Genomic DNA, 21,623 nt, shown 5'->3' on the forward strand with positions numbered 1-21,623 from the left:
GAAAGTATTGCGCTCTCCCCTTGAAAAGTCAGCGTCAAAACCCAACCATCTAGATTAATCACCCATCTGGTGCACCAGACACAAACAAAGAGGTTCCCGTGACTACAATCGTCTCCGTCCGTCGCGAAGGTAAAGTGGTTATTGCTGGCGATGGTCAAGTATCGCTCGGCAATACCGTCATGAAAGGTAATGCGCGAAAAGTTCGTCGCTTGTATAACGGCCAAGTGCTCGCTGGTTTTGCTGGCGGTACCGCAGATGCCTTTACCTTATTTGAGCGCTTTGAGCGTAAGCTTGAGCTCCACCAAGGGCACCTAACCAAAGCAGCCGTTGAGCTTGCCAAAGAATGGCGAACCGATCGCGCGCTGCGTCGCCTTGAAGCCCTACTGGCTGTCGCGGATGAAACCGCTTCCTTAATCATTACCGGTAATGGTGATGTGGTTGAGCCCGAGCGCGATCTGATTGCTATTGGCTCAGGCGGTAACTATGCGCAAGCCGCCGCCGTTGCCATGTTAGAAAACACCGAGTTAGACGCCCGCGAGATTGCAGAGAAAGCGCTAACCATCGCCGGTGATATATGTGTGTTTACAAACCAACAACACACGGTTGAAGAACTCGAGAGTAATAAACAGGATTAGTGATGTCTGAAATGACTCCACGCGAAATCGTGCACGAACTTGACCGCCATATTATTGGTCAAGACAATGCCAAACGTGCGGTGGCGATCGCACTGCGAAACCGCTGGCGCCGTATGCAACTGCCAGAAGACTTGCGTGCGGAAGTGACCCCGAAAAACATCTTGATGATTGGCCCCACCGGTGTCGGTAAAACCGAAATTGCACGTCGTCTTGCGCGATTAGCTAATGCGCCTTTTATCAAGGTAGAAGCGACCAAATTCACCGAAGTCGGCTATGTGGGTAAAGAAGTCGAGACCATTATTCGTGATCTCGCGGATGTGGCGATGAATCTGACCCAGCAGCAGGCGATGGAAAAAGTCAAATTCCGCGCCGAAGAACAAGCGGAAGATCGTATCCTCGACATCTTACTGCCTCCAGCGCGTGATGCATGGGGCCAAAACGAAGCGACCCAAGAAGATTCGTCAACACGCCAAAGCTTCCGTAAAAAATTACGCGAAGGTAAACTTGACGACAAAGAAGTGGAAGTCGATGTTGCGGCGCCGCAAATGGGCGTAGAAATCATGTCACCACCGGGCATGGAAGAAATGACCAATCAGCTGCAAGGGATGTTCCAAAACCTTGCCGGCAACAGCACTAAAAAGCGTAAGATGAAAATCAAAGACGCAATGAAGGCGCTGACCGAAGAAGAAGCGGCTAAGCTGGTCAATCAAGAAGAAATCAAAGAGCAAGCCATCCACATGGTGGAAAACAATGGCATCGTGTTCGTGGATGAAATCGATAAGATTTGTAAGTCGGGTAACACCAGTGGTGGCGATGTATCACGTGAAGGGGTACAGCGTGATCTCTTACCGTTAGTTGAAGGCAGTACGGTCTCAACCAAGCATGGCATGATCAAAACCGATCATATCCTGTTTATTGCCTCTGGTGCATTTCAGGTCTCACGTCCGTCAGATTTGATCCCGGAACTACAAGGCCGTCTCCCGATCCGCGTCGAGCTAGAAGCATTGTCAACCAATGACTTCAAACGGATTCTTACCGAGCCGAACGCCTCACTGACCCAGCAATACTCGGCACTACTCAAAACCGAGGAGATTGACTTGAGCTTTGAGCCAAGCGGTATTGATGAGCTGGCTTCCGCGGCGTGGCGAGTCAATGAGAAAACCGAAAACATCGGTGCGCGTCGTCTGCATACCTTGATGGAGCGACTGATGGAAGATGTCTCATACGAAGCCAGTGAACGCGCCGGTCAACAGGTTGTGGTTGACGCAGAATACGTCCGTAGCCACCTCGAAGAGCTGGTGGATGACGAAGACTTAAGTCGGTTTATCCTGTAGTCACGACACGTCAACTATCGAACTTAGGGCAGCAAACGCTGCCCTTTTTTGCATCAAAACTTGAGCTGGCGCAATAGGAAGCCGGATTTCGGTCGCGAACTCGTTACTCCTTGTGCTGCTTGCGTAATAATAGTGACATCGTTTTTTCGTCTCGAGGATCGCTATGCTGCACCCTACGCTCGCTATTTGGCTTGATGCTGCGCGACCCAAAACGCTGCCGTTGGCCGTGACATCCATTTTATCAGGGAGTGCGGTCGCCGCAGCGCAAGGCAACCTCTCTTGGTCTATCAGTGTCATGGCGCTGATCACCGCTTTATTCTTACAAATCCTCTCTAATCTTGCTAATGACTACGGGGATGCGATAAAAGGCACGGACAACATGACCCGTTTAGGTCCGATGCGTGCCATCCAATCGGGCAAAGTGAGCCTCGCCACCATGCGCCGCGCTCTGGCCTTCAATATTGCCCTCACCGTGTTAAGTGGCGGCGGACTGATCGCGATTGCCTGTCAGCAGCCCACCGATATTATTAGCTTTTTATTGCTCGGCCTGATGGCCATCGTCGCTTCGATCACCTATACCGTCGGCAATAAACCTTACGGCTATCGAGGCCTCGGTGATTTATCGGTGCTGATGTTTTTTGGTTGGCTAGGCGTCGCCGGGACCTACTATTTGCAAGTTGGACAGATTGACTCGCTAGTGATCTTGCCTGCGACAGCATGCGGATTGCTGGCTGTCGGCGTGCTCAACATCAACAACTTACGAGACATTGATAATGATCGTGCTTGTGGCAAACACACCCTGGTCGTTCGCTTGGGTCCCGAGCGAGGCCGGCAGTACCATGTCATCCTACTTGCCGGTGCGATTGTTTGTTACTCATTATTTGCCGCGTTGACCTTACAAGCTTGGCTGGGATGGTTGTTCTTGGCGAGTGTGCCCTTATTGGTTCGCCACGGACGCGAAGTGTATCAAACGGCGAATGCTAACGCGCTTCGGCCAATGATGGGCAACATGGTGCGCTGCGCCTTAGTGACTAATGGGCTATTTATGACTGGGATGCTGTTAGTCTAATAAAGACACAGATTAGCCGCTTTGTCATTGCAAACCCTTATTGCCCCGTTATACTTGGACTTGCCATGTTGGCAGCGCAAGCTTGCCAGCCTTTTTCTGCCTCAACAAGAAGTTAGACTATGGAATACAATACCTCGGAACTATGCGACATGTACCTCGACCAAGTGGATGTCGTGGAGCCAATGTTTAGCTCTTATGGGGGCCGCAGCTCGTTTGGTGGCCAAATTACCACGGTAAAATGCTTCGAAGATACAGGCTTAATTCGCGAGATGGCCGAGCAAGACGGCGAGCAGCGGATTATGTTGATCGATGGCGGTGGCTCGTTACGTCGCGCCTTAATTGATGGCGAGATTGCACAGCTCGCGGCAGATAACGACTGGGCTGGCATGATTGTCTATGGCTGCGTGCGCGACGTGGATACCATCGATGAAATCGACATAGGTATCCAGGCCTTGGCCTCTATCCCTGTGGGCGCTGATGAACAAGGCACCGGTGAAACCGACGTCCCCGTGAACTTTGGCGGCGTCACCTTTTTGCCGGATGACCATGTCTATGCGGACACCACAGGCGTCATCTTATCGCCGGATCCGCTCAGCATCACCGAAGTCGACGAAGAAGACGATGATCTCGACGAGGATTAGTGGCGTCAGTTGACCGATAAAAAACAGAGCCCATCGGCTCTGTTTTTGGTTTATTCAACGCTCTCGATCTTACCGAGTAAGCTGCGGATACGATTCTGCCAAGCTTCTTGCTCTTCTTTTAACTTGGCGTTTTCTTGCGCTAATTGCTCACGGCTTTCTTTTTCAGCCACTGCATCTTGCTCCAGCGACCCGTTCTTTTCTTTGAGCTCTTCGATTTCCATTTGTAGCAGCGAAATCGTATCCACCGCCATTTGTACTTTAGCTTCGAGTTGTTCTAATACTTCCAATGACATCAAGGCCACCTTATTTCTGACGATTGATCCCGTTACTGCTTATCCGGCAGTAACCCGTGCAACAGGTGTGCACCCCGACTTTATTGTACTCAGGTGGTGTCAGACTGCCACTATTCTCACTACCTATGCATGGACAAGTGCGCAAAAATGCAGCGACTTCGCCAACTATCGCACGGCGAAGATAAAAATCACCGCCGCACTCGTCACGCAAACGTTTTCTATTTCTGGTAAACTGCGCGCAAATTAGGCTAACGCCTGTCTTAATGTGGCTGACATTCCGGAGTACTCATGAAACGTGATCTCGCATTGGCTTTTTCTCGCGTCACCGAAGGCGCCGCTCTCGCGGGTTATAAGTGGTTGGGAAGAGGGGACAAAAACGCAGCCGATGGCGCAGCGGTTGAGGTAATGCGTACCTTGCTAAATCTGACCGAGATTGACGGTGAAGTCGTCATCGGTGAAGGGGAAATCGACGATGCCCCCATGCTATATATTGGCGAGCAAGTCGGCTTGGGCGGTGAAGCGGTTGATATTGCCGTTGATCCGATTGAAGGCACACGCATGACAGCAATGGGTCAGGCCAATGCTTTGGCAGTGCTGGCCGCTGGAGAAAAGGGCAGCTTTTTAAAAGCGCCAGATATGTACATGGAAAAATTAGTGGTGGGGCCTGGCGCTAAAGGTGTGATTGACCTCAATAAGTCCCTGCTTGAAAACCTCAAGAATGTCGCCATTGCGCTCGGAAAAACCCTCGACACCCTCGTCGTTGCCACCTTAGCAAAACCTCGTCATGATGCCATTATTGCCAGTATGCAAGCGCAAGGGATCCGAGTATTCGCCTTTCCAGATGGTGATGTAGCTGCTTCTATTCTAACCTGCATGCCAGAAAGTGAAGTGGATGTCATGGTTGGGATCGGCGGAGCGCCAGAGGGGGTCGTCTCTGCGGCCGTGATCCGTGCACTAGGCGGGGACATGCAAGGCCGTTTGCTCCCTCGACACGATGTGAAAGGTGACACCCCAGAAAACCGTGTTTACGGAGAGCAAGAACTGGCCCGGTGTCAACAAATGGGGATTCAAGCCCGCCAAGTCCTCACGCTGTCACAGATGGCCAGTAGCGATAATGTTGTCTTCGCCGCAACCGGCATCACCAAAGGCGACCTACTTGATGGGATCAGCCGACAGGGCGATCTAGCCACGACAGAAACCCTGGTGGTACGTGGCCAATGTCGGACCATTCGCCGTATTCGCTCCACCCACTATTTAAGCCGCAAAGATGAAGCGATCAAACCGCACATCTTATAATCTTCACATTGATGAGTGTAGCCTCTGACTGGTCAAATCCATTGATTTCGATTACCCTTTTATAAATACTTTACTTTATTTAATTGTGAGTATGCGTTCGCACATTTGCAATTGGGGTAATCGAGGTCCGGACGATGAAATCCACTGACCGCATTTTAGACACCATAAAGCGCGAAGGCCGTGTCAGTGCAAAAGTCTTAGCGGATAACCTGAATATGACCACCATGGGCGTGCGTCAGCATTTACAAAGCCTTGAGCGTGATGGCTTGGTGGATTTTGAAGATATCCGCGCCAAAGTTGGCCGGCCTACACGCCACTGGTCTTTAACCGCCACCGGACACCGACGGTTTGCGGATAGTCATCATGATTTATCCGTCACCTTGATCGATTCGGTGCAAGAGGTTTTTGGCGACCAAGGGGTCGCAAAAGTGATCGCCCAACGTGAAGCGGCCACCTTCGCCCAATACCAAGATGCGCTCAAAGATTGCGATAATTTAGAGGCTAAATTGCAAACCTTGGCGTATCTTAGAGAGAGCGAGGGGTATATGGCCGAGCTCCATCGAGACGGCGCTGACTATATGTTGATTGAACATCACTGCCCTATCTGTCAAGCAGCGAAAACCTGTCCTGCGCTATGTCGCTCAGAAATCCAGTTATTTCGACACTTACTGGGCGACCGCTATCGGGTGGAACGTGAAGAACACATTGTTTCAGGACAGCATCGCTGCACCTATCGCATTGGAGATAAAACGTGAGGAGGTAATATGGCCACTTGGATCAAGGCTGATGTCGTGGAGAACCAACATTGGACGAAGGATCTCTTCAGCCTGGTGTTATCCGCCCCTGTCGCGCCATTTACGGCAGGCCAATTCACAAAGCTAGGGATGGAGATCGATGGCAAACTGATCCAGCGCGCCTATTCGTTTGTGAATCCTCCACAAAGTAAATACTTAGAAGTGTATGCGACACGTGTGGCTGACGGCCTGATGTCACCACGCCTTCACGCGCTCGAGCCGGGTGATAACGTGATGATTACCCAAGATCCAGCCGGCTACTTTACTCTAGATGAAGTACCACAAGGTCAACACCTCTGGATGTTTGCCACGGGGACAGCCATCGGCCCTTATATTTCGCTGATGGAGCAAGGCGATGTCTGGTCACGTTTTCGCAAAATTATATTGGTCCATGCGGTACGTTTTGCTGCCGATTTAACCTATCAAGCACGCATTAACGCACTGGCAGAAAAATACCCTGACCAACTGGTGGTTCAGCCTTTTGTTAGTCGCGAACCTATAGCTGGCGCCTTATCAGGTCGGGTAACACACGCTCTCGAAGACGGATTGCTCGAACGCGTGGTTGGTCTGCCTCTGACCTCCGAGCACAGCCAGGTGATGTTATGTGGCAACCCAGCCATGGTAAAAGAAGTGAAAACACTGCTGGAAGGAAAAGGCCTCAGTAAAAACTTACGCCGCAAGCCCGGGAATGTGACCACTGAGCATTACTGGTAATTCCTCCCCCTGCTTTGCTGATACGCATACGGTAAAGCGGGGCATTTTTATCCACAAAAATAATCCCAGAAAAACGACGTTGATTCAATTGATTACTCAACACGTCGTCCATCTCTCTATCCACGGCGCCAGCTTAGCCAGACAGCGCAAGTTTGATCCCTGGCAAACCCCGACTCATAGTTACTTTAACGCTTTGGTAACACGGCCACGCGCCGACGACGCGTAAGGAGTATGCGATGAAGACCCTTCCTTCTTTTGATGAGTTAGCGGCGTTGGCCCAGACCGACCCTCGTGCATTAGAAACATTACGGCTTAAGATGAGCGAAGAGGTGATCGCCAATGCGTCCCACGCCACTCAGCCGCAGCTCCATGCCATGTTAAGCCATATTAATCGCATGATTGATCATGGTAAAAATCCATTACACGTCAACATGATGCTCTTCCAAGCACTGACTCGTCAGTATTCGCGCTTTTCGACTGCGTTTACCAACCCAGACGCCTTGCGCAGCCACCAAGCGGACATCATGGAATTTAAAGTGGGACAAACAGCCAACGCCCCCACACCGCCAACGCAATCGAGATAAACCGATTGAGCCACTCATAGTGCATGATTGGGTCCGACCCACTTGCGATAACTGGTGGTATCCATGTCACGAACTTCCACCGTTAGGCTGGTGACATGGCCTGCATGGTCACGCAGCGGCCCGGTTAATGCGTCACTGATTTGCTGTTTTTGTTGATCACTGCGTCCAGCCAGTAAGCGAAACTCGACATGCACAAACTCACCGCGATCGGCTTGCGCGCCGACACGCCAAACGGCGCATGGAACGGCGCGAGATTTGAGCGCGTCAGGGTCAAAACAATCGGTCGCGATCGCCGCTTGGTGCAGATCATCCACCAGCTGATCAATGTTCACGCGCTCTGCTAACGCGTCGGTGTATTCCATCACCAAATGAGGCATCGTTTCACTCCGTTGAAAACACAAACCTGCATCATGCCGCAAGATAGACGCCATCACGAGCACCTCTGTCACACTTTGGCCGCCCCATTGGCGCAATAATGATGAAATTTTACTACTTGAAGGTTCCCTTTTGCGCGCAAAACGGGTAAAAACGAGGACATTCTCGCCATTCTATGATTTTAAACAGAGAAGGCCGCGCTACAATAGACTACCTTCTTTACATCTTTTGACTTCAAATCAACTAAACCGCGGAGGAACTCCTATGCGCCGTCCATTGGTAATGGGTAACTGGAAACTCAATGGCAGCAAAGCCATGGTCACTGAACTGCTTAACGGCCTTAATGCTGAACTCAAAGACGTTGAAAGCGTTGACGTTGCCGTCGCACCACCGGTGATGTATCTGGCACAAGCCGAACAACTGCTGGCTGACAGCGCCATTAAGTTGGGTGCGCAAAACGTTGATACCAACAACAGCGGTGCATTCACCGGTGATATCTCTGCCGACATGCTGAAAGATTTTGGTGCAACCCATATTATTATCGGCCACTCAGAGCGTCGTGAATATCACCAAGAATCTGACGAGTTTGTGGCGAAAAAATTCGCTTTCTTGAAAGAAAATGGCCTCACGCCAGTACTTTGTATCGGTGAGTCTGACGCACAAAACGAAGCGGGCGAAACTCTGGCGGTCTGTTCTCGCCAGCTTGACGCTGTGATCCAATCTCAAGGCGTTGAAGCGCTAAACGGTGCGATCATTGCTTATGAGCCAATCTGGGCAATCGGCACCGGTAAAGCGGCAACCGCTCAGCAAGCGCAAGACATTCATGCAGCTATCCGTAAGCACATTGCGTCTTACAGCGAAGACGTCGCAAGCAAAGTGGTCATCCAGTACGGCGGTTCGGTCAAAGCTGGAAATGCCGCAGAGCTGTTCGCGATGCCGGATATCGACGGCGCCTTGGTTGGCGGTGCCGCGCTTGACGCTGCAGGCTTTGCTGCAATCGCGAAAGCCGCCGGTGAAGCGAAAAAAGCGTAATTCGTTGTGCGGTTAAATAGCCAATAGCAACGCGCTCGCGAATAAAAACGCCCCCTATTGGTAGGGGGCGTTTTTTGTCTGTCAGTCTGTTCGCTATGCGCCTTCAAAACCTAACTGGCGCCAGGCTTCGTAGCCAATAATTGCCACTGCATTGGATAAGTTGAGGCTGCGTGCATCTGGCTGCATCGGGATACGCAAACGCTGCGTGTCCGGCAGTGCCTGAATAAGATCCTGCGGTAGCCCCCGTGTTTCAGGGCCAAACAACAGCACGTCGCCAGGCGCAAATGTTGCCTGAGTATGATATTGCGTCGCTTTGGTTGTACAAGCAAAGATCCGACGTCCCGCCATGGCATCAATGAAGGCGGCATAATTCGCATGTCGCGTCACCCGCGCCAAGTCATGATAATCCAACCCCGCACGGCGTACCTTCTTCTCTTCCAAATCGAAGCCTAACGGCTCAATCAAGTGCAAGTTAGCGCCACAGTTAGCACATAATCGAATAATATTGCCCGTATTAGGCGCAATTTCTGGCTCATAAAGCGCAATGTCAAACATGGTCAGTTACCACAGTGAGAAATAAGCCGTTATTGTCGCAACCGCGGGAAACCAGCGCAATATTAATGCACCGGCCAGCGAAGTGTAACGACCAACCCGCCTTGCGGTCGATTGTGAGCCAGGACCTGCCCGCCATGCTGTTGTACCGCTTGCGCGGTGATCGCAAGCCCTAGCCCAGAGCCGCCAGATTGCCGCTCTCGGGCGGCAGAGACACGATAAAAAGGCCGAAAGATATCGGTCAACATGCTCTCTGGCACTCCCGGACCATCATCGGCAACCTGAATGACCAGCATGGTATCATCAATGAATGTGGTGATATCGATACCTAGGTGCGCATAACGGATCGCGTTTCTTAGTACGTTTTCCAACGCGCTACAAGCTAGGCGCGAATTAACACTCAATGTGACCGACGGCCATGGCGTTATCGTGATCGATTTGCCTTGTTGATTCGCTTCGAAACTCGCATCGTCCACCACCGACTGCCACAACACATCCGCACTAACTGACGCGCGCTCAAGCTGCCCTTGCGCTTGCAGTTTTGACAACGTAAGCAGCTCCGCAATTAAGGCTTCAAGCTGCCCCGCTTCCCGCTCAATCCTGGCCAAGCTATCACTGTGTCCTAATTCACGCTCCGCCAAGGCGCGTGCCATTTGTAAGCGCGTCAGCGGTGACCGTAACTCATGAGAAATATCCGACACCAGTTGCTGTTGCCCGGTCACCATTTGATTGAGCGCCGTAACCATATGATTAAATCCCTTCCCAGCCTCACTGAATTCTCTCGGGCCGCACTCTAACGCAGGATCCGGCACTAAATCGCCGTTGGCGACACGACGACTTGCCGCCTCAAACCGCCGCGCCGGACCCGTCAGTGTATAGGCCAACCAAAGCAACAGGGGGGTACTGACCAACATAGTGACCAGCAACAAATGCTGCGGCGTTTCCAGTATTTTCAACACGAAAGGAAGACGAGGCTGCCAACGACGGGCATGATAAAGATTGCCTTGCGCGTTATCCGTACTCACAGAAAAAGGACCGGCGAGCATGGCGCGACGCACCAAGCGTTGCATCGGCTGCTCTGTCTCATTGGTTTGAGCCATAAAGCGACGTAACTCGGTCGGTAAATCGTCAATCCGGGCCGATTTAGGGACCCAGTAAAGGGTGTTCGCTGCCCGACTGTGGCGATGACCACGACGCTGATTATGTCTGGCAACGAGCGTGGCTATCGGTATGTCGCGTGTCGTCGCGATGTTCACTAACTGATTTATTTGAGCAGCAATACGTGCTTGCTCCGCGGCCGGCACTGGGTGCAGCGATCGCGGATCGCCACGCTGGGCCCAAATGACCGCCGCTAATACCAGTAATAATGTGAGCCAAAAAATCACGAAAACCCGACCATACAAACTGGAGAAAAAAGGAACACGCGACAGGGTTTGGCGCACGCTGGCTAGTCGACCCATAAATACCCCTTTCCTCGCAGCGTTTTGATTCTTGGTTTAGCATCAGCACGCTCAGGTAACTTTTTGCGCAAATTGGAAATGTGCACATCCACGGCACGGTCAAAGGGCATCAAACGCTTACCTAACACCTGCTCACTCAAGTGGGCTTTACTTACCACTTCACCCGGGTGCGCCAGCAAGCACGCCAACATTTCTGTCTCCATGCCGGTCAGATCGACCGTCTCGCCTTGGCATACTGTTTCCAACCGATGCGGGTAAACGCACACATCGTCATGGGCTAAAACAGGCTCTTGCGCTTGGGTCGGCGGATCGGGGTCCGGTAAGCGAGTGCGTCGTAAAATCGCCCGCATTCTTGCTAGAAGCTCTCGATCACTAAACGGTTTGGCCAGGTAATCATCCGCCCCAAGCTCTAAGCCCATCACGCGGTCTACTTCTTCACCTCGTGCGGTCAACATCAAAATCGCAACATGTGACGTGGCGCGGAGTTGCCGTAACGTTTCCATACCATTTAAGACCGGCATCATGACATCGAGCAAAATAATATCTGGCGGTAACTCACTCGCCATTGCTAAGCCCATTTGTCCATTGTCCGCGCAGCGAACCGAAAACCCTTCCAATGACAGCAACTCACCAAGCAGTGCGGTCAATTCGGTGTCATCGTCAATAATTAGAACCTGCTGCATCGCCCGTGACCCTCTCCTCAATTCAGTAACGCTGAATACAATCTTTTTATCATAGCGACATCGGCACAGGCATGACTTTACCCATCTTTACATCGCATAACGTGACTTTACATCCCAAGGGTTAATCTAAACGTGTACCTACTCAATGATGGAGAGACAGGATGAAACGTTTAACCCTTGGCTTAGCCGCCGCGCTCATTGCGATTCCCACCCTTGCTGCACCGCAGTTCGGTAACGACACCAACCGCGGGATCTGGCAGGATCTTGACTTAACGGAAGCACAACAATCACAACTCGACACCCTTCGCGACACTTACCGCGATCAACGTCTCCAGGCGCGTGACGGATTCCGGCAGAAAATGGGGGCACTGCTAACTCAACCAGAATTTGATGAAGCGGCGGCCACCGAGCTATTTAATGCCATGCCACAACATGGCCGACAAATGCACGGCCAAGGGATCGAGCGCGCTCGCCACATGCATGCCATGATGCAAGTGTTGACGCCAGAGCAACAAGAAATCTTCTTAGATAAGATGCATGACCAACGCCGACACGGCGGTTGGGATAAAGAAAAAGGCAAGCGCGGCCAAGGCCACCATGATCGTCGAGGCAATTGTTCACGATAAATCTGCGTCGTGTCATACGCATCGGGTCAACAGTCTATATACTAAGGGTTGCGTTTCACTACACAGCCCTTTTTTATGAAAAAACAGTATGCTTTCTGGGTCGAGGCCGCCGCGTGGGCAGCCACCGCGGTAGCGACCACCTTACTTCTGGCCAAATTGATTGCATGGTGGCTAACAGGATCGGTCAGTGTGCTGGCCTCATTTGTCGATTCACTGCTCGATCTACTGGCCTCGTTGACCAATTTAATTGTGGTGCGGTACGCCGTTCAACCTGCTGATAGTGAGCATAGTTTCGGCCACGGCAAAGCCGAATCCCTCGCCGCACTCGCCCAATCAACCTTTATCGTCGGATCGGCCTCCTTTTTGCTCCTCAGTGGCCTTGAACGTTTGTTCAAGCCAGTGCCGATTGCATCGCCAGAGCTTGGCGTTGCTGTCAGTGCCGGTGCCACCGTGATTACGCTAGGGTTAGTCTTATTCCAAAAATGGGTGATTCGCAAAACGGCCAGCCCAGCCATTGCTGCCGATGCACTTCACTATCAATCCGATTTATTAATGAATATTGCGATCATCGTCGCCTTGGCATTGAGTTGGTACGGCTGGACGCAAGCTGACGCTTGGTTTGCCATCGGCATCAGTGTTTTTATCCTATCTCAAGCTGTCAAAATGGCGTACGAGGCGGTCCAATCACTGCTTGATCGGCAGTTACCGCTTGAAGAGCAAGAGAAAATCGCGGTACTTTCCAGTTCTGTCGTCGGCGTTCATGGTATTCACCAACTGCGTACGCGCCAAGCCGGTATGACAAAATTTATCCAACTACACATAGAGCTTGATGACGAGCTACCCTTAGTGGATGCACATACCCTTGCAGATGCCGTAGAAGATAGGCTACTGGTCGCCTTTCCCGGTGCGGATGTCATGATTCATCAAGATCCAAAATCGGTGGTGGCAAGGGAAACAGGTGGTGGCAAGGAAAACAAAAGCCTTGATGAGAGGCTGAACAAAAGCTCATCGGGCTGACATGTATCAACTTTTTTTCTACAGTAATTGTAATACTATTACAGAAGTAGGAAAATTACAGTTTAAGCAAGCGTCATTGCGGGTTCACTGGGGCAAGCAGGTTGCCATTTCCGCAATCGGCACGAAATAAGTGACGAACAGTCAGAGGGTAACCATGGTTAGAAAAATTGGTGTTTTGACCAGTGGCGGTGATGCGCCAGGTATGAACGCAGCGATTCGCGGTGTGGTTCGCAGCGCATTGAGCGAAGGATTAGAAGTTTACGGTATTTATGACGGGTTTCTTGGCTTGCATCAAAACCGTATCGAACGCCTAAACCGAACAAGCGTATCTGACGTGATTAACCGCGGCGGAACCTTTTTAGGTTCAGCTCGCTTCCCCGAGTTTGCTGACGAAAAAGTACGTGAGCAAGCCATTCAAAATCTAAAAATGCACGGCATTGATGCGCTGGTGGTTATCGGTGGTGACGGGTCGTTCATGGGCGCGAAAAAACTGACTGAGATGGGCTATCCTTGTATTGGCCTGCCAGGCACCATTGATAACGACGTCGCCGGTACCGATTATACCATTGGCTATATGACCGCGATGAACACAGTGATCGACGCTATCGACCGTTTGCGTGACACCTCCTCGTCGCATCAGCGGATCTCTATTGTCGAAGTCATGGGGCGCCACTGTGGTGACTTGACCTTAATGGCGTCGATCGCTGGCGGCTGTGAATACATCATCACACCGGAAATTGGTCTTGATAAAGACAAGCTGCTTGCCAAAGTGAAAGAAGGCATTTATAAGGGTAAAAAGCACGCGATCATCGCGATTACAGAGCTAATGACCGATGCTAATGAACTGGCGAAGTTCATCGAAACCGAAACTGGCCGCGAAACACGTGCGACCATTTTGGGCCACATTCAGCGTGGCGGTCAGCCAGGCGCATTTGACCGTATCCTTGCTTCGCGCATGGGTGCCTATGCGGTCGACCTGCTCCAAAACGGCGAAGGCGGACGCTGTGTCGGGATTCAAAATGACAAAATGGTTCACCATGACATCATTGATGCCATTGAAAACATGAAGCGCCCATTCCGTGATGATCTTTACGAAGTGGCAGAAAAACTGTTCTAAGCCGCTCGCGATATTGCGCTGATTAGCGCATGGCGATCAAAAAACGGAACCGTGCGGTTCCGTTTTTTTTGTGGATTGGCGTCAAAGCAGTTATATGCCGTCCCCAGAGATAAACGTTTTGTGTGAGCCGTTAAACTCTTGATCCATATCCAGTGAGGGCATGTGTGAACTCGGGCGCCCAACGATTTTAGCCGGCACGCCCGCCACCGTGGTGTGCGGCGGTACAGGGTTGAGCACCACAGAGCATGATCCAATTTTCGCGCCCTCGCCAATATCGATATTGCCAAGGATTTTCGCACCGGCGCCGATCATCACACCGGTCCGAATTTTCGGATGGCGATCACCGCCTTCTTTTCCGGTCCCGCCGAGAGTAACATCTTGCAAGATAGAAACATTATCTTCGATCACCGCCGTCTCACCGATCACGATCCCCGTGGCGTGGTCAAACATGATCCCACGTCCGATAGTGGCCGCCGGATGAACATCCACCTGACTAGTCACTGAAATTTGGTTTTGTAGGTACGTCGCTAACTCTTTGCGACCTTGGTGCCACAGCCAATTTGCCACACGGAAGCCTTGCAAGGCATGAAATCCTTTTAGGTACAGTAAGGGCGTGGAGTACAGTTCCACCGCAGGATCCCGCTCTACCGTGGCACAAATATCGCAGGCAGCCGATTCAGCCACCGACGCATCATTGGCATACACTTCTTCAATCACTTCTCGCACCGCCATCGACGGCATCGACGGCGTCGACAATTTATTGGCCAAAATATAGCTCAGGGCACTGGCGAGATTATCGTGCTTGATAATTGTGGCATGGTAAAAGCTGGCCAACATGGGCTCGCGCTCTGAGTGTTCGCGTGCTTCTGTTTTTACCGCTTGCCACACACGGTTCTGTTGGCATTCTTTTTTAGCCTGATTCACTGCCTTCATCCTTATCAAAAATCACCGGCAACTGGGACGTTCCCCTACCGTGCCAGTGTATAAAAAAACGCGCGGTTCTCACCCCGCGCGCCTATTTATATGCTGATACACGTTGCCGTTATTCGGATTTTTTATCACGGGCCAGCAAGTCTCGAGCAGCGTGATGCGCCAATTTACCCTGATATAAAACTTGATAAATTTGCTCCACAATCGGCATTTCAACCCCAGCGCGCTGCGCCAGGGCCCACACCTCTTTGGTATTGCGAAAGCCCTCAACCACTTGACCGATATTATCCTGCGCCGCTTGCACGCCTTCACCTTGGCCAAGCGCCAGCCCAAAGCGGCGATTACGCGATTGATTATCGGTGCAGGTTAAAACCAGATCACCTAAACCGGCCATGCCCATAAAGGTCTCTCGCGATGCGCCTAGCGCTTCACCCAAGCGCGTCATTTCCGCCAAGCCACGCGTAATCAGAGCCGTGCGCGCATTGGCGCCAAACCCGATACCATCAGAAATCCCAGCCCCAATCGCAATCACGTTTTTTACCGCGCCACCTAATTGCATGCCGATAAAATCATGATTGCCGTAAACGCGGAAACTCTGCTGGCAATGAATCGTCTCTTGCAAATCACGCACAAACTCGGGGTCAGGCGAGGAAACAGAAATCGCCGTCGGCATACCAGCCGCCAGCTCTTTAGCGAAAGTGGGACCCGAGAGTACCGCCAGCGAGCGCGAATCACCCAGTTGTTCACGCGCGACTTCTTGCAACAGGCGTCCGGTTTCCGGTTCTAGCCCTTTTGTGGCCCAGCAAACGCGAGAATCCGCGCGTAAGTAGGGCCGGATTTGGCCGAGCACTTGACCAAAGACGTGGCTGGGCACCACCACCAATAAATCACGACTGGCATTCACCGCCACGGACAAATCGGCACAAAGCACCAGCGAGTCTGGAAAGGCGACGCCTGGTAAAAAAGCCTGGTTAGCACGGTCAATTTCCAGCTGCGCAAGATGACGTGGATCGTGCCCCCATAACACAACGTTGGCACCATTTCTCGCCAGTGAGATCGCTAAGGCAGTGCCGTACGAGCCAGCGCCCAATACAACAATCGCGGCGTCTTGAGTGGGAGCAAGATCTGTCATAATGACCCCTTAGGCTTGCGCGTCTTCTTCTTCGCCAGATTTCGCGTCCGCCTGCTGTTGCAGGTAGTTCATGAACAAGGCATCAAAGTTTACCGGTGCAAGGTTAAGCTGTGGGAACGTCCCTTTAACGACCAAGCTAGAAATCGTCTCACGCGCGTAAGGGAACAGAATATTCGGGCAAAAAGCGCCGAGGCAATGCGCTAATTGCGGCGCATCCATGCCGGTAACCGAGAAGATGCCGCCTTGTTGTACTTCGCACAAGAACGCACTGCTCTCTTGGTTTTTCACGGTCACGGTTAGACGCAGAACAACCTCGTAAATGCCTTCACCCAGCTCGCGGCTTTGCGTGTCTAAATCTAAGTTAACGTCAGGTGCCCAGTCTTGCTGAAAAACGTCAGGTGAATTTGGCGCCTCAAAAGACACGTCTTTAAGAAAAACGCGTTGGATAGCAAAGTTTTGCTCGGCTTGTTGGTTGTTTTCTGCTTCAGCCATGGTGGTTCGTCCTTTCTAACTAGTTGCTTATGTGCCGGGCACATTAAAAATGCGAGCCACTGCGTCATGCAGTCGCTCGAGATTTGAGTGAGGGATCACTTTTTCTTTTTGCTTTTGCCTTTACCGCTTTTGGCGCGGACCAGTGGCATTTTGGCATCGTTCCACGAGGTCAAGCCATCTTTGAGCACATACACAGACTCAAAACCCGCTTTGGCGAGTTGATTCGCACTGTCAGCCGCGGTTTGACCGGTCTTGCATACTACGATGATGGGGTCAGTTTTATGTTTTTCAAGTTCGCCAAATGAGTGCGATTTAATTTCACTGGGCAATACATTGATTGCGCCCGTGATATGGCCCGCACGAAACTCGTCATGACTGCGAATATCCACAAACACCCCATTTTCACGGTTGTTCAGGATCGCGGCATCGTTCGGAGCCACCACTTTGTAAGCGGCGGTTTTCTGTTTGATCAGCGACATCAACAAGGTGGCAGCTAAGCCAACCCAGACCAGTGTCAGAATCATGTTGTTGGAGACAAAATCGATATATTCCTGCATAACCTTTGCTCTATACTGCTTGTTTGTCCCGCGAGGCGAGAGTCCATCAAGGGGTGAAAATGGTGTCGAGTATAACCTGCTCGTCAGGGTTTTACAGCCTGCCAAGACGAAATCGCGCGCTTGCTCACTCACGGTGATCGAATGATAAATTTTCGCTCCCCTCAATATGTTAAAAAGAAAGAAGGTTTCATCAATCGCAGACATCGAGTCAAGCCATTCGCGTATACCGACAATCTTCGCCATAATGAGGGGAGTCAAGGGTAGAAGGCAAGCCATGCAACCCTTGCTGGTTAACTTATCAGCTGGAATAATTGATCTTAGCCTACGTATCCTTGCGTAAAATGTTGTAAAATTACGCACACTGCACCACTGAGGCCTGATGCTAGCCTCAAATCTGGCATCAAGCCTCAGTGGCTGCTCCATGACATCCAATGTCAGTGGCATCCAATGTCAGTCTTTAGCTTGAATTAAGAGGACGTAATATGTCTGCGAAAAAACCACTTGCACTGGTGATTCTCGATGGCTGGGGCTATCGTGACCCACAAAGCGATAATGCCATCACCAATGCTAACACGCCGGTTATCGACAGCCTGATGGCCGACAATAGCACCTTGATTTCAGCATCCGGTTTTGACGTTGGCCTGCCTGATGGGCAAATGGGTAACTCAGAAGTCGGTCACGTGAATATCGGTGCTGGCCGCGTGGTGTATCAAGAGCTCACCCGTATCACCAAATCCATCGCCGATGGCGACTTTAACCAGACCCCCGCACTCACTGCCGCGGTCGATAAAGCCGTGGATAAAGGCAAAGCCGTTCATATCATGGGTCTGATGTCACCAGGTGGCGTTCATAGCCATGAAGACCACATTGCTGCCATGGTTGAGTTGGCCGCTGAGCGTGGTGCGGATCAAATCTATCTGCACGCCTTCTTGGATGGTCGTGATACGCCACCACGTAGCGCAAAAGCCTCACTTGAGCGTTTTGACGCCCTTTTTGCCAAGCTAGGCAAAGGACGTACGGCCTCACTGGTGGGTCGCTACTACGCGATGGACCGCGACAACAACTGGGATCGTGTAGAGCGAGCTTACGATTTGTTGACCTTGGCGCAAGGCGAGCATAGCGCAACGAGCGCGGTTGAAGGCCTCGAAGCGGCGTATGCGCGTGAAGAAAATGACGAGTTTGTCGCCCCAACAGAAATCTTCCGTGAGGGTGACAACAAAGCGACCATCAACGACGGCGACGCAGTCATTTTCATGAACTTCCGTGCCGACCGGGCGCGCGAAATGACTCGTGCCTTTATGCCTGAGTTTGATGGGTTTGCGCGTAAGAAGTATGCCGAATTGTCCGACTTTGTCATGCTGACCGAATACGCAGCCGATATCGATACGACGGTGGCTTTCCCACCGACAAGCCTGTCAAACACCTTGGGTGAGTGGCTATCGAAAACCGGTAAAACCCAGCTACGTATTTCAGAAACTGAGAAATACGCGCACGTCACTTTCTTCTTCAACGGTGGTATGGAAACCGTATTTGAAGGCGAAGAGCGCTCTTTGGTGGCGTCACCCAAAGTGGCCACGTACGATCTACAACCCGAAATGAGCTCTGAAGAGCTAACGGATAAACTGGTTGATGCGATTAAGTCCGGAAAGTTCGATATGATCATCTGTAACTACCCGAACGGTGATATGGTCGGTCATACGGGCGTCTACGAGGCTGCTGTCCAAGCGTGTGAAGCTGTCGATGGCTGTATCGGTCGCGTGCTAGAAGCGATTAAAGAAGTGGACGGTCAAATGCTGATCACCGCCGACCACGGTAACGCTGAAATGATGGTTAACGAGGAAACGGGCGGTGCATATACCGCACACACCAACTTGCCAGTCCCACTGATGTATGTCGGTAGCAAACCAGTGACCTTGAAAGAAGGCGGTAAGCTGTCTGATCTGGCACCGACCATGTTGGCATTGTCCGATATGCCGATTCCTGAAGAGATGACTGGCAAGCCTCTGTTCGATCTGAAATAATCTCCCTATGCGGGAGAAACGAACACGCCTCGGTCAAACCCTCCGCGCCAGTGCATTATGCACTGGCGTTTTTCTGTGTCTATTCACAGGGTCTGTGCACGCTAACTCACAACTTGAGGGCGTGAGCGATGAGATTGCCCGCCAACAATCACAGCTGGCCGCGCACAATAAAAAACTCAATACACTTCAGCGCGACTTAAAAGCGCAATCTAAACGGATTGACACCTTGTCCAGGCGCATCCGCCAAGCGCAAGCTAGCCTGCAAGAAACAGATACCGACATTACCCAGCTGACGCAACAACAAGCACGATTAAAGCAGGAAATGATCGCCCAACAAGCCCAACTGGGCGAGCTTATCGATGCGCAATATCGTCAAGGCAAACACGATCAACTCAAACGACTGCTCAGCCAAGAATCGCCAGCCACCCTTGACCGGTTAACGCGCTATGCCGAAATCGTTGCAGGCACAATGCAGCAAACGATTGAGTCACTCGCCGCTACCCGTACCGATTATCAGCTCACCGCTCACCAGCTCAAACAGCAGCGGGATAAGCAAACGCAGCTCGTGGCAGAGTTAACCGATAAAAAGCGTGAGCTTGAGACTGAGCAAAACGCACAAAGCCAAACGGCGAAACAAATTCGCGCCAAGATTGCCAGTGACAGCGCATATTTAGCCGAGCTCAAAACTAATAAGCAGCGCTTGCAAGAACAAATCGCCGAGGCGGCACGACGCGCGCAGGTCAATATGGCAGGCATTAGTGACGCCAAAGGAAAACTCACTTGGCCCGCCCAAGGCAAACTCCTGCACCGCTTTGGCGAGCGCCAATCCGGTGAGGTGACTTGGAATGGCATCGTGATTGATGCCAAGCGTGGCACGGAAGTGAAAGCGACGCATGCAGGAAAAGTGGTGCTATCCAGTTGGCTACGTGGCTACGGGCTATTGATTGCCGTCGATCATGGCAAGGGGGATATGAGCTTGTACGGCTATAATCAAGCATTACTCAAAGACGTCGGCGACACAGTGACCGCCGGCGAACCGATTGCCTTAGTTGGCGACAGTGGCGGACAATCAACACCATCGCTATATTTCGAGATTCGTCGTAAAGGCAATACCACTAACCCAGTTCCTTGGTTGGATTAAAAACGCCCACCCCATGGGTGAGCGCTGTCAATATTGCCAAGCGCCTGGTGAGCCTTCAATCACCCGGTCATATGGCGTTATAGGCCTCTTACATTAGCCCTGCCAGTCGAGGATCACCTTACCAGACTGCCCTGAGCACATCATCTCAAAGCCTTCTTGAAAGTCATCCACGTGGTAATGATGGGTAATGATGGGGGTTAAATCCAACCCTGATTGAATCAAGGAGGCCATCTTGTACCAAGTCTCAAACATTTCGCGACCATAGATGCCTTTGATCACCAAGCCTTTAAAGATCACTTGGTTCCAATCAATGCCCATATCGCTCGGTGGGATCCCGAGCAAGGCAATATTGCCGCCATGGTTCATGGCCGACAACATGCTATTAAAAGCGGCAGGGACGCCCGACATTTCCATGCCAACGTCAAAGCCTTCCGTCATTCCAAGCTCAGCCATCACCGATTCTATCGAGGTCTCGGCGACGTTTACCGCCCGAGTCACTCCCATATCCCGAGCAAGTTGTAGGCGGTACTCATTCACATCAGTGATCACCACATGTCTTGCGCCCACATGACGCGCAACCGCCGCAGCCATAATACCAATCGGGCCGGCACCTGTGATTAGCACGTCTTCGCCGACCAGATCAAACGATAACGCGGTGTGCACCGCATTGCCAAATGGGTCAAAGATCGAGGCTAAATCGTCCGAAATTTCCGCTGGAATTTTGAAGGCATTAAACGCTGGGATCACTAAATATTCCGCAAATGCGCCAGGACGATTGACCCCGACCCCTTCGGTATTCCGGCAAAGGTGGGTGCGTCCGCCGCGGCAATTGCGGCAGTGACCACAAGTAATGTGGCCTTCTCCGGAGACGCGATCACCGATGGCGAAGCCTTTGACTTCTTGTCCAATCCCAACCACTTCACCTACATATTCGTGACCGACTACCATGGGAACCGGAATGGTGTTTTGCGACCACTCATCCCACTTGTAAATATGAACGTCGGTACCGCAGATGGCGGTTTTGCGGATTTTGATCAGTAGATCGTTATGCCCAAGCTCAGGCAGCGCCGCCTCCGTCATCCAAATACCGGGCTCGGCTTTTAGCTTCGCCAGGGCTTTCATGCTTGT

Annotated in this window: 24 protein-coding genes; 14 read left to right on the plus strand and 10 right to left on the minus strand. The window is 51.7% G+C overall.

The window, feature by feature from the left end:
* Window positions 1–98 precede the first annotated feature (98 nt).
* The 4 genes from hslV (at window position 99) to rraA (ending at window position 3,679) form a co-directional block, all read left to right on the plus strand.
* Window positions 99–635: an ATP-dependent protease subunit HslV gene (gene hslV, locus HLG76_RS01695; RefSeq protein WP_077577212.1), complete on the plus strand. Its 537-nt coding sequence runs from the start codon at window positions 99–101 to the stop codon at window positions 633–635.
* A gap of 2 nt (window positions 636–637) precedes the next feature.
* Window positions 638–1,969, plus strand: coding sequence for an HslU--HslV peptidase ATPase subunit (hslU, locus tag HLG76_RS01700; RefSeq protein ID WP_025744240.1), 1,332 nt, complete (start codon window positions 638–640; stop codon window positions 1,967–1,969).
* Window positions 1,970–2,132: 163 nt separating this feature from the next.
* On the plus strand, window positions 2,133–3,038 hold the full coding sequence (locus HLG76_RS01705) for a 1,4-dihydroxy-2-naphthoate polyprenyltransferase (protein ID WP_077660335.1): 906 nt from the start codon (window positions 2,133–2,135) through the stop codon (window positions 3,036–3,038).
* 119 nt (window positions 3,039–3,157) lie between these two features.
* Complete coding sequence (gene rraA, locus HLG76_RS01710) at window positions 3,158–3,679, plus strand: ribonuclease E activity regulator RraA (protein WP_025744239.1); 522 nt, start codon at window positions 3,158–3,160, stop codon at window positions 3,677–3,679.
* A 50-nt stretch (window positions 3,680–3,729) separates the two neighbouring features.
* Here rraA and zapB read toward each other — a convergent pair whose 3' ends face one another.
* Window positions 3,730–3,972 (minus strand): cell division protein ZapB, encoded by a 243-nt coding sequence (gene zapB, locus HLG76_RS01715; protein WP_025744238.1) that lies wholly within the window; start codon window positions 3,970–3,972, stop codon window positions 3,730–3,732.
* Between the two features lie 288 nt (window positions 3,973–4,260).
* Between zapB and glpX the strand changes: the two genes are divergently transcribed.
* The 4 genes from glpX to HLG76_RS01735 all read left to right on the plus strand — a co-directional run bounded on the left by glpX (window position 4,261) and on the right by HLG76_RS01735 (window position 7,360).
* Complete coding sequence (gene glpX / locus HLG76_RS01720; protein ID WP_025744237.1) at window positions 4,261–5,268, plus strand: class II fructose-bisphosphatase; 1,008 nt, start codon at window positions 4,261–4,263, stop codon at window positions 5,266–5,268.
* Window positions 5,269–5,402: 134 nt separating this feature from the next.
* Window positions 5,403–6,023 carry a metalloregulator ArsR/SmtB family transcription factor gene (locus tag HLG76_RS01725; protein WP_077461527.1) on the plus strand — a complete coding sequence of 207 codons (621 nt, stop codon included), beginning with the start codon at window positions 5,403–5,405 and terminating at the stop codon, window positions 6,021–6,023.
* A 9-nt stretch (window positions 6,024–6,032) separates the two neighbouring features.
* Window positions 6,033–6,776, plus strand: coding sequence for a ferredoxin--NADP reductase (locus HLG76_RS01730; protein ID WP_025744235.1), 744 nt, complete (start codon window positions 6,033–6,035; stop codon window positions 6,774–6,776).
* 236 nt (window positions 6,777–7,012) lie between these two features.
* A complete protein-coding gene (locus HLG76_RS01735; RefSeq protein WP_025744234.1) occupies window positions 7,013–7,360 on the plus strand; it encodes a DUF3135 domain-containing protein in 348 nt (115 codons plus the stop codon).
* 14 nt (window positions 7,361–7,374) lie between these two features.
* Here HLG76_RS01735 and HLG76_RS01740 read toward each other — a convergent pair whose 3' ends face one another.
* Window positions 7,375–7,809 (minus strand): 5-carboxymethyl-2-hydroxymuconate Delta-isomerase, encoded by a 435-nt coding sequence (locus tag HLG76_RS01740; RefSeq protein WP_241833864.1) that lies wholly within the window; start codon window positions 7,807–7,809, stop codon window positions 7,375–7,377.
* Between the two features lie 190 nt (window positions 7,810–7,999).
* Between HLG76_RS01740 and tpiA the strand changes: the two genes are divergently transcribed.
* Complete coding sequence (gene tpiA / locus HLG76_RS01745; protein ID WP_025744232.1) at window positions 8,000–8,767, plus strand: triose-phosphate isomerase; 768 nt, start codon at window positions 8,000–8,002, stop codon at window positions 8,765–8,767.
* Between the two features lie 93 nt (window positions 8,768–8,860).
* Here tpiA and trmL read toward each other — a convergent pair whose 3' ends face one another.
* The 3 genes from trmL to HLG76_RS01760 all read right to left on the minus strand — a co-directional run bounded on the left by trmL (window position 8,861) and on the right by HLG76_RS01760 (window position 11,462).
* The gene (gene trmL, locus HLG76_RS01750; protein ID WP_077461525.1) at window positions 8,861–9,322 is read right to left on the minus strand and encodes a tRNA (uridine(34)/cytosine(34)/5-carboxymethylaminomethyluridine(34)-2'-O)-methyltransferase TrmL; all 462 of its coding nucleotides are present in this window, start codon (window positions 9,320–9,322) and stop codon (window positions 8,861–8,863) included.
* 62 nt (window positions 9,323–9,384) lie between these two features.
* Complete coding sequence (locus HLG76_RS01755; protein ID WP_077676542.1) at window positions 9,385–10,779, minus strand: ATP-binding protein; 1,395 nt, start codon at window positions 10,777–10,779, stop codon at window positions 9,385–9,387.
* Window positions 10,767–11,462, minus strand: a complete 696-nt coding sequence (locus HLG76_RS01760; RefSeq protein WP_025744230.1) for a response regulator — start codon at window positions 11,460–11,462, stop codon at window positions 10,767–10,769. Before HLG76_RS01760 ends, HLG76_RS01755 begins: the two co-directional genes overlap by 13 nt.
* A 161-nt stretch (window positions 11,463–11,623) precedes the next feature.
* On the opposite strand from HLG76_RS01760, the gene HLG76_RS01765 reads away from it, so the two are divergent.
* From HLG76_RS01765 to pfkA, 3 genes are all read left to right on the plus strand, one after another.
* Window positions 11,624–12,088 (plus strand): Spy/CpxP family protein refolding chaperone, encoded by a 465-nt coding sequence (locus HLG76_RS01765; RefSeq protein ID WP_025744229.1) that lies wholly within the window; start codon window positions 11,624–11,626, stop codon window positions 12,086–12,088.
* Between the two features lie 75 nt (window positions 12,089–12,163).
* A complete protein-coding gene (gene fieF, locus HLG76_RS01770) occupies window positions 12,164–13,105 on the plus strand; it encodes a CDF family cation-efflux transporter FieF (protein ID WP_025744228.1) in 942 nt (313 codons plus the stop codon).
* Between the two features lie 154 nt (window positions 13,106–13,259).
* Window positions 13,260–14,222 carry a 6-phosphofructokinase gene (gene pfkA, locus HLG76_RS01775; protein WP_025744227.1) on the plus strand — a complete coding sequence of 321 codons (963 nt, stop codon included), beginning with the start codon at window positions 13,260–13,262 and terminating at the stop codon, window positions 14,220–14,222.
* 90 nt (window positions 14,223–14,312) lie between these two features.
* Here the strand turns inward: pfkA and cysE are convergent, their stop codons facing one another.
* The 4 genes from cysE to HLG76_RS01795 form a co-directional block, all read right to left on the minus strand.
* Window positions 14,313–15,146: a serine O-acetyltransferase gene (gene cysE / locus HLG76_RS01780; RefSeq protein WP_236719494.1), complete on the minus strand. Its 834-nt coding sequence runs from the start codon at window positions 15,144–15,146 to the stop codon at window positions 14,313–14,315.
* Between the two features lie 118 nt (window positions 15,147–15,264).
* On the minus strand, window positions 15,265–16,284 hold the full coding sequence (gene gpsA / locus HLG76_RS01785; protein ID WP_025744225.1) for an NAD(P)H-dependent glycerol-3-phosphate dehydrogenase: 1,020 nt from the start codon (window positions 16,282–16,284) through the stop codon (window positions 15,265–15,267).
* Between the two features lie 9 nt (window positions 16,285–16,293).
* Complete coding sequence (gene secB / locus HLG76_RS01790; protein WP_025744224.1) at window positions 16,294–16,776, minus strand: protein-export chaperone SecB; 483 nt, start codon at window positions 16,774–16,776, stop codon at window positions 16,294–16,296.
* A gap of 95 nt (window positions 16,777–16,871) precedes the next feature.
* A complete protein-coding gene (locus HLG76_RS01795) occupies window positions 16,872–17,333 on the minus strand; it encodes a rhodanese-like domain-containing protein (protein WP_025744223.1) in 462 nt (153 codons plus the stop codon).
* A gap of 482 nt (window positions 17,334–17,815) precedes the next feature.
* Here HLG76_RS01795 and gpmM point away from each other — a divergent pair, with 482 nt between their 5' ends.
* Together gpmM and HLG76_RS01805 are read left to right on the plus strand one after the other, a co-directional pair.
* Window positions 17,816–19,354, plus strand: a complete 1,539-nt coding sequence (gpmM, locus tag HLG76_RS01800) for a 2,3-bisphosphoglycerate-independent phosphoglycerate mutase (RefSeq protein WP_077646515.1) — start codon at window positions 17,816–17,818, stop codon at window positions 19,352–19,354.
* A 94-nt stretch (window positions 19,355–19,448) separates the two neighbouring features.
* The gene (locus HLG76_RS01805; protein ID WP_368656333.1) at window positions 19,449–20,495 is read left to right on the plus strand and encodes a murein hydrolase activator EnvC; all 1,047 of its coding nucleotides are present in this window, start codon (window positions 19,449–19,451) and stop codon (window positions 20,493–20,495) included.
* Window positions 20,496–20,588: 93 nt separating this feature from the next.
* On the opposite strand, the gene tdh is transcribed toward HLG76_RS01805, so the two are convergent.
* On the minus strand, window positions 20,589–21,617 hold the full coding sequence (gene tdh / locus HLG76_RS01810; RefSeq protein ID WP_025744220.1) for an L-threonine 3-dehydrogenase: 1,029 nt from the start codon (window positions 21,615–21,617) through the stop codon (window positions 20,589–20,591).
* Window positions 21,618–21,623: the final 6 nt, after the last annotated feature.

Origin of the sequence: Salinivibrio sp. EAGSL, from assembly GCF_013366455.1 — a bacterium.
GTDB classification, from domain to species: Bacteria; Pseudomonadota; Gammaproteobacteria; order Enterobacterales; family Vibrionaceae; genus Salinivibrio; species Salinivibrio costicola.